The sequence below is a fragment of the uncultured Lutibacter sp. genome (genome assembly GCF_937891065.1).
Lineage (GTDB): Bacteria > Bacteroidota > Bacteroidia > Flavobacteriales > Flavobacteriaceae > Lutibacter.
Window position 1 is genome coordinate 1 of the sequence record NZ_CALAEQ010000101.1, and the last position, 8,183, is coordinate 8,183.

Annotated in this window: 7 protein-coding genes; 6 read left to right on the plus strand and 1 reads right to left on the minus strand. The window is 29.8% G+C overall.

The window, feature by feature from the left end; all coding sequences use genetic code 11:
• Positions 1-98: 98 nt before the first annotated feature.
• On the minus strand, positions 99-881 hold the full coding sequence (locus Q0352_RS05865; RefSeq protein ID WP_299525046.1) for a sulfite exporter TauE/SafE family protein: 783 nt from the start codon (positions 879-881) through the stop codon (positions 99-101).
• Positions 882-1,214: 333 nt separating this feature from the next.
• Between Q0352_RS05865 and Q0352_RS05870 the strand changes: the two genes are divergently transcribed.
• From Q0352_RS05870 to Q0352_RS05900, 6 genes are all read left to right on the plus strand, one after another.
• A complete protein-coding gene (locus Q0352_RS05870; protein ID WP_299525049.1) occupies positions 1,215-1,634 on the plus strand; it encodes a helix-turn-helix domain-containing protein in 420 nt (139 codons plus the stop codon).
• A gap of 119 nt (positions 1,635-1,753) precedes the next feature.
• Positions 1,754-2,932 carry a hypothetical protein gene (locus Q0352_RS05875; RefSeq protein ID WP_299525052.1) on the plus strand — a complete coding sequence of 393 codons (1,179 nt, stop codon included), beginning with the start codon at positions 1,754-1,756 and terminating at the stop codon, positions 2,930-2,932.
• Between the two features lie 12 nt (positions 2,933-2,944).
• Complete coding sequence (locus tag Q0352_RS05880) at positions 2,945-3,199, plus strand: DUF4212 domain-containing protein (RefSeq protein ID WP_299525054.1); 255 nt, start codon at positions 2,945-2,947, stop codon at positions 3,197-3,199.
• A 24-nt stretch (positions 3,200-3,223) separates the two neighbouring features.
• Entirely contained in the window at positions 3,224-4,921 is a 1,698-nt protein-coding gene (locus Q0352_RS05885; RefSeq protein ID WP_299525057.1) for a sodium:solute symporter family protein, read from the plus strand.
• Positions 4,922-5,180: 259 nt separating this feature from the next.
• Positions 5,181-7,811 carry a sensor histidine kinase gene (locus Q0352_RS05895; protein WP_299525063.1) on the plus strand — a complete coding sequence of 877 codons (2,631 nt, stop codon included), beginning with the start codon at positions 5,181-5,183 and terminating at the stop codon, positions 7,809-7,811.
• 1 nt (position 7,812) lies between these two features.
• Positions 7,813-8,181, plus strand: coding sequence for a response regulator transcription factor (locus Q0352_RS05900; RefSeq protein WP_299525066.1), 369 nt, complete (start codon positions 7,813-7,815; stop codon positions 8,179-8,181).
• Positions 8,182-8,183 lie beyond the last annotated feature (2 nt).

The following is an 8,183-nucleotide window of genomic DNA, read 5'->3' on the forward strand; positions in this document are numbered from 1 at the left end:
AATAGTTGAAAAAATCACGAATACGTTATAGTAATATTGATAATTATTGATAATTGTTAAATATAATTTAATAAGAAAATAATAGTATCATAAAACATTTACATCAAGTATTTCCATAAAATTCGGAATCCTACAAAAGCAATTAATAATGCAGTACCTTTTTTAATATTTAAAGGAGAAATAAAATTAGCGCTTAATCTTGAACCTATTTGACCGCCAATAAATACAGTAAACATCAATATTATTGTAATAGTTGGCTCTATAGAAAATTCAGGATTTAAAAATTGTCCTACCAAACCAGCAATAGAATTTACGAGAATAAAAAAACTTGAAGTTGCAGCAATTCTTTTAGGGGTATCCCATTTTGTTAAGTGTAAAAGAGGTGCTAAAAATACACCACCGCCAATACCTACCATTCCTGAAATAAACCCTATAAAACCACCATAAGAAACATCTTTAGTTATGGAGTTTTTAAAGTTTGAATCATTCCCTTTTTTTGAAATATATTTGGATGTCCACATTAAAATTGCGGCAAGTAAAAGTGTTAAACCTAATAAAATAAAGAAGAAAGTTTGGCTAATTTTTAGATATCCACCTAAAAAAGCAAGCGGAACACTCATTAAAACTAATGGAATTATTTTTTTCCAATTAAAAAGATTGTTTTTCATATAAATGAAAGTACCACCAGATACTACAACAATGTTACATAGTAAGGCGATTGCTCTAATATGAATAAAAGCTAATGAAGTTAGTGCAAGTACTGCTAAATAACTTGATCCTCCACCAAAACCAACAGATGAATAAAGAATAGCAACAATAAAAAATAATAAGATTATTTCCCAGTTTGAAAGTAAGGTTTCTAAAATTAAAGATAAATCCATAGGTATTCTATTCTTTTGAGCAAATATAATATTACTTTATTTATTATTTGTAAGGATTGTTGCTAGGTAATTTATAAAGGTAGAAATTAGGTTATAAAAGTGATTCATAATAATGAAATTAGTTGCACAGTTATCATTTGATAAAGAAAATTTTTGCAATTAAAATAGGGTTATATTGGTTGTCTATATAGGTTTTTAACGCTTTGTTAAATAATTAAAAATGGAAGTAATAAGTAATATTATAAAGAGTGTATTATGAAATAACTACGATAATAGTCTATTTTATTTTGAAATAATTTGCTAAATTAATATATTTATGCAAAATAAGTATATATGAAAATTGATTTTTGTCCAAATTGTAGTTCAAAAGAATATGTTAAGAGTGGTGTAATCAAGGGTAGACAGCGTTATAAATGTAAAAAATGCAGCTATTATTTTACAGTTAATAAACTAGGTAAAGAAATTGATTCTTATTATGTAAATAAAGCTTTACAGCTGTATTTAGAAGGGCTAAGTTATAGAGAAATAGAACGAATATTGGGTATTTCTCATGTAAGTATTATGAATTGGGTAAAAAAATACAATGTTAAGCGTCCTTATAGTTTTGAATATCATTCCACATATAAAATTTTAAATGCTAGTGAATTAGCAAAATACTTTTCTGATAATACCAATTTAATAGGAGCAGGTGTTGTTGTTACTGAGCTAGGTGATAAATATATGTTAATTCGTTGGGAGCGGTTTAAAGGATAACTATACTAGTTTACACTAATATATATATAATTTTATCTGATTCATTTTTCTTTCCATATTGTAATGCCTAAAATATTTTTTTTAGTGTATAACTTAATTTTATAACCAAATTTATTTTTATGAAAAAACAACTTTCAGTTTTGTTAATTGCTCTTGTGGGATTTACGAACTACAGTTATAGTCAATCTAATTCTGCCGAACCAGATTTTGGAGTTAAATGGAGTGGCTTTGTTAAAACAGACTTTATGTTTGACACTCGCCAAATTGTAAATGCTAGAGAAGGCCATTTTAATATTTTACCTTCAGCAGAGAATATTGTTAATGGAGAAGATTTAAATGATCAATCAAACTTCAACATTTTAGCAATTCAATCCCGTTTAAAAGCTTCCATTTCAGGACCAGATTTTTTTGGAATGAAAACTTCCGGAGCTATTGAAGCTGCTTTTTTCGGGAATTCAGATGGCTCAATAGGAGAATTAAGATTAAGGCATGCATTTGTGAAATTGTCAAACGATAAAATTGAAATTTTAATGGGGCAATATTGGCATCCAATGTTTGTAACAGCAGTTTTTCCTGGAACTTATTCATTTAATACAGGTGTTCCTTTTCAACCATTTTCTAGAAACCCACAATTAAGAATTACAACGAAAGGTACTATTAAGTTTATTGGTGTTTTATTTACAGAAAGAGATTTTCAAACTAGAGGAGCTAGTGTTAGTAAATCTGGAATGCCTCAATTACATGCCCAACTTCAATTTGGATCAGCAAGTAAAACGTTAGGAGGATTTGGTGTAAATTTAAAATCGTCGAGACCAGCTCTTGGTGAAGATAATTTAACAAGTACTGCTTTTATCGGTTATTTCAGAACAAAATTGGGAAAAGCCACTTGGAAAGCAGAAGCAACTTATGGTCAAAATATGACTGATGTTCTTCAAATAGGTGGTTTTGGACAAGCTTCAAATGGTGATTATGTAAATAATAATACATTTTCAACTTGGACTGAATTAAATGGAGATTTTTCAGAAACCATGGAATGGGGATTATTTGGTGGTTATTCAAAGAACGGTGGTTTTGGAGAACCAATATCTTATGTGAATGGATTTTTAGGTACAGTAGAAAGTGCTTATAGAGTTTCACCAAGAATTGGATGGAAATCAGGAAAATTAAAAATAGGTATTGAAGCCGAACTAACAAACGCACAATATGGATCTATAGATAGCAATGGAGATATTACATCTACAGGAATAGATTCAGTAAATAATTTTAGATTATTAACTACAGCAATATATAACTTTTAATACTTAACTATTATGTCAAAAACAGATATGAAAGCGTATTGGAAAGAAAACCTAGGTTATTTAGCTATTCTGCTAAGTATATGGTTTTTAGTTTCCTATGTGTTTGGAATTTTATTAGTAGATCAGTTAAACACTATCAAATTTGGAGGGTTTAAACTTGGTTTTTGGTTTGCACAACAAGGATCAATGTATGTGTTTGTTATCTTAATATTCGTCTACGTAAGATTGATGAATAAGTTGGATAAAAAATATGGCGTTGACGAATAATTAACTTTTAAAAATTAAAAAAACATGGGAATATTAGCATGGACATGGATACTTGTTGGAATCACTTTTGCTCTTTATATAGGAATTGCAATTTGGGCTAGAGCAGGATCGTCAAAAGAATTTTATGTAGCTGGGGGTGGAGTACCGCCAATTTTAAATGGTATGGCTACTGCAGCAGACTGGATGTCAGCAGCATCATTTATTTCATTAGCAGGAATTGTTTCATTTACAGGATATGATGGATCTGTATACCTGATGGGTTGGACAGGTGGTTATGTGTTGTTAGCACTTTTACTTGCGCCATATTTAAGGAAATTTGGAAAGTTTACTGTGCCTGATTTTATTGGAGATAGATACTATTCTAACACAGCACGTATTGTGGCTGTAATTGCAGCATTGATAGTTTCATTTACATACGTAGCAGGACAAATGAGAGGAGTAGGAATTGTATTTTCTCGTTACCTTGAGGTTGACATTGACACTGGTGTTTATATTGGTATGGTAATCGTATTGTTTTATGCCGTTTTGGGAGGAATGAAAGGTATTACATATACACAAGTAGCACAATATTGTGTATTGATATTTGCATTTATGGTACCCGCAATTTTTATTTCATTTCAAATGACAGGCAACCCAATTCCTCAATTAGGATTTGGTGGTTCAGGTGAGGATGGCGTATATTTATTAGATAAATTAGATGGATTATCACAGGAACTTGGGTTTCATGAATACACATCAGGTAGTAAATCTATGATTGATGTATTTGCAATTACAACGGCATTAATGGTTGGTACAGCAGGTTTACCTCATGTTATCGTAAGGTTTTTTACCGTTCCTAGGGTGAAAGATGCACGTGTTTCTGCAGGTTGGGCATTGTTATTTATCGCAATTTTATATACAACAGTGCCAGCAGTAGCTGTTTTTGCTAGAATAAAATTGATTGAAACAGTGAGTAATGCTGAATATTCAGAACTACCAGAATGGTTCGGGAATTGGGAAAAAACAGGGTTGATAAGTTTTGAAGATAAGAATGCAGATGGAGTTGTGCAATATGTTGCAGATAAAGCAACCAATGAATTAACTATTGATAGAGATATTATGGTATTGGCAAATCCAGAAATAGCACAATTACCTAATTGGGTAATAGCTTTAGTTGGTGCCGGTGGTTTAGCAGCAGCTTTATCTACTGCAGCAGGTCTATTATTGGTGATTGCATCTTCAATATCTCACGATTTAATTAAGAAAATAGTGAACCCTAAAATTTCTGAAAAAGGTGAGTTAATGGCAGCTCGTTTTAGTGCAGCGGTTGCTGTTGTTGTTGCGGGTTATTTTGGTATCCATCCGCCGGGATTTGTCGCCGCCGTAGTTGCCTTAGCCTTTGGTTTAGCAGCTGCATCATTTTTTCCCGCAATATTGTTAGGTATTTTTGATAAGCGAATGAATAAAGAGGGGGCAATATCAGGAATGATAATTGGACTTTCATTAATGTTCTTTTATATGGCAAAATATAAGTTACATTGGATAGGAGATCCAACTGTTGACACTGCAGAAAATTGGTGGTTTGGAATATCACCTGAAGGATTTGGAACTGTTGCAATGATCGTAAACTTTGTTGTTTCAATAGTTGTTTCTAGATTTACTCCTGAGCCACCACAAGAGGTACAAGATATAGTTGAACATATTAGAATTCCATCTGGTGCTGGAGAAGCAAGTTCTCATTAATAAACAGTTAGTTTTAAAACAGCACTATAAAGTATAGTGCTGTTTTATTATATTTAAAATAATTTAAAAAGGGTGAAAAAAAGACATCAACAAAAATTAATAGTACTCTCTGTACTTCTTTTATGTTTTTTTAACATACCACTACTATTGCTTTTTAATAGTAGCACAACTATTATTGGATTTCCTATACTTTATTTTTATATATTTTTCGTTTGGATAGTAAGTATTATTGTTTCATATATCATTCTAAAAAAGTATTATGAGTAGTTTTTTAGTAATTTCAATAATAATAGTTTACTTATCTGTTATTTTTTATGTGGCCTACTGGTCAGAAAAAAATTCAAAAAGTTTATGGGTAAACAACCCTTATGTTTACACACTTTCATTAGCTGTTTATTGTACAGCTTGGACGTATTACGGAAGTGTTGGTTTAGCAGCAACTTCTGGGTTAAAATTTTTAACCATTTATTTAGGTCCTGTTATTATTATCCCTGTTTGGATAGTGTTAATGAAAAAAATAATTAGAATTTCTAAAGGAAATAAAATTTCTTCAATTGCTGATTTTATTTCGTTGCGTTATGGTAACGATCGTTTTTTAGGAGCTTTGGTAACAATTATATGTGTACTAGCAATTGTACCTTATATTTCGTTGCAGTTAAAAGCTATTTCTGAAACATTTAATGTGATAACAAATCATGCCATTAATGAGACTTCTATAATAAATGATACTACTTTTTATATCGCCATACTTTTAGCAATCTTTGCAGCCTTTTTTGGAACACAAAATACAGATGCTTCAGAAAGGCATAAAGGAATTATTACAGCAATTGCTTTAGAATCAGTAATTAAACTGGTTTTCTTTTTGGTAATTGGAATATATGTGACATTTTATTTATTCAATGGGCCTTCAGATATTTATGATAAAGCTTCGGTATTACCAAACTTTGAAATTCAGCAAACTATTGATGGTTTAGAAGGAGGATTTAACTGGTTTTTTCTTAGCATGCTTTCTATGTTTGCAATTATGTTATTGCCAAGACAATTTCAGGTTACAGTAGTTGAAAATCAGAGAGAAAAGTATTTAAAAACGGTTATTTGGTTATTTCCATTGTATTTATTATTGTTTAACATTTTTGTGATTTTTATTGCTTGGGGAGGAAATATCGTTTTTCAAAATCAAGGAGTTGATGCAGATTTGTTCACGCTAATGTTACCATTAAAAAATAATCATGAGTTTTTAGCTTTGTTAGTTTTTTTAGGAGGTTTTTCTGCAGCCATTTCAATGGTTGTAATTTCAAGTTTAGCTTTATCCACTATGCTTAGTAATAACTTAATTATTCCTTATGGGTTTTTAAGAAAATATAGTAAAGGAGAATCTGAACAGAATACAGGATCTATTAAAAAGATTAGGAGAGTTGCTATATTCACATTAATAATTGTAGCATATTTATTCTATAAGAATTTCACTTTAAATAGAACACTTGTTTCAATTGGTTTAATTTCATTTGTAATTATAGCACAATTAGCCCCTTCATTTTTTGGAGGATTATTTTGGAGAAGAGGTTCTTCAAAGGGCGCAAAATATGGAATAATTATTGGGTTTTTAGTAACAGTGTACACCTTAATAATACCTTTTACAATTGATTCTCAATCAATCTCAAGTTCTTTTGTTAATGAAGGTATGTTTGGATTTGGTTTTTTAAAACCTTATGAATTGTTTGGATTGCAAATTTTTGAACCTGTACCACATGCTTTTTTCTGGAGTTTACTCTTCAATTTTATGGTATATGTTTTAGTATCAGTGAATAAAATTGGAAGTTATAGAGAGCGAAATTTTGCAGAAATGTTTGTTGATTCTGATAAATATGCATCCATGCATGAAGATGCTTATGTTTGGAAAGGTGAAGCTTATGTTAGTAATATCCGAAATGTACTAACTCGATTTTTAGGAGAGCAAAGAACACAAAGAGCATTGAATTTATTTTATATGAAGTACAATATTGATCATAAAGTACAATTTGCGGATGCTAGGTTAATTAATTTTTCTGAAAAATTGTTAACAGGAAGTATTGGAAGTGCATCTGCAAGAATTCTAATTTCTTCGGTAGTAAAAGAAGAAGAAATAAGTTTAATGGAAGTTCTAAATATTTTGGATGAAACGCAAAAAGCGAAAGAATCTAATAAAGAATTACAAGATAGAGATAAGCAAAAAGATGATTTTTTAGATACTGTTGCTCATGAACTTAAAACTCCAATCACCTCAATAAGAGCGCTTTCTGAAATATTATTAGAGGATGACACTATTGAATATGAAACGAAAAAAAGATTTTTAACAAGTATTTTAAGTGAAAGCAAGCGAGTTAGCCGGTTGATTAATAATATTTTAGATATAGAAAAATTAGCATCTGGAAGAGAAAAATTAGATTTGAATAATAATTCAGTAAAAAACACAATTGAAAAATCTATTGAAGCTGTTAACCAATTATCTATTCATAAAAAAATTCAAATAAATTTAAACAAAGTTGATGAGGTTGAATTAATGTATGATGAAGATAGAATTCAGCAAGTATTAATTAATTTATTATCAAATGCAATTAAATTTTCAGATTTTGAAAAAGGTATAGTTTCAATAAATGCAACTATAAACCAACATAAAATGGAAATTTCAGTTGAAGATAATGGGAAAGGAATTGCACAAGATGAATTGGTTTCTATATTCAATAAATTTTACCAAGCTAAAAACCAAACTATTTTAAAACCTGTTGGTAGTGGATTAGGATTAGCCATAAGTAAACAAATAATTGAAACTCATAAAGGTAAAATTTGGGCTGAAAATATAAAACCTCAAGGAGCTAGAATAACTTTTACGTTACCCTTAAATACAATTTAATATGAAAAAGATACTAATAGTAGACGACGAACCTAATATAGTAATGTCTTTAGAATATATTTTTACTAAAGAAAATTTTGAAGTATTCATTGCCAGAGATGGAGCTGAAGCAATTGAAATTGCGGATTTAAATATACCAGATATTATTCTATTAGATATTATGATGCCTAATGTTGATGGATATCAAGTATTGAAATTCTTAAAAGAAAGTTCTAAATTAAATGAAATTAAAGTTATTTTCTTATCTGCAAAAAATAAAATTTCCGATATAGAATTAGGTTTGCAATTAGGTGCAGATAAGTATATTTCAAAACCGTTTTCAACAAAAAAACTAGTAAGTGAAGTGAAAGAGCTTCTTAAGAAAAAATAAAA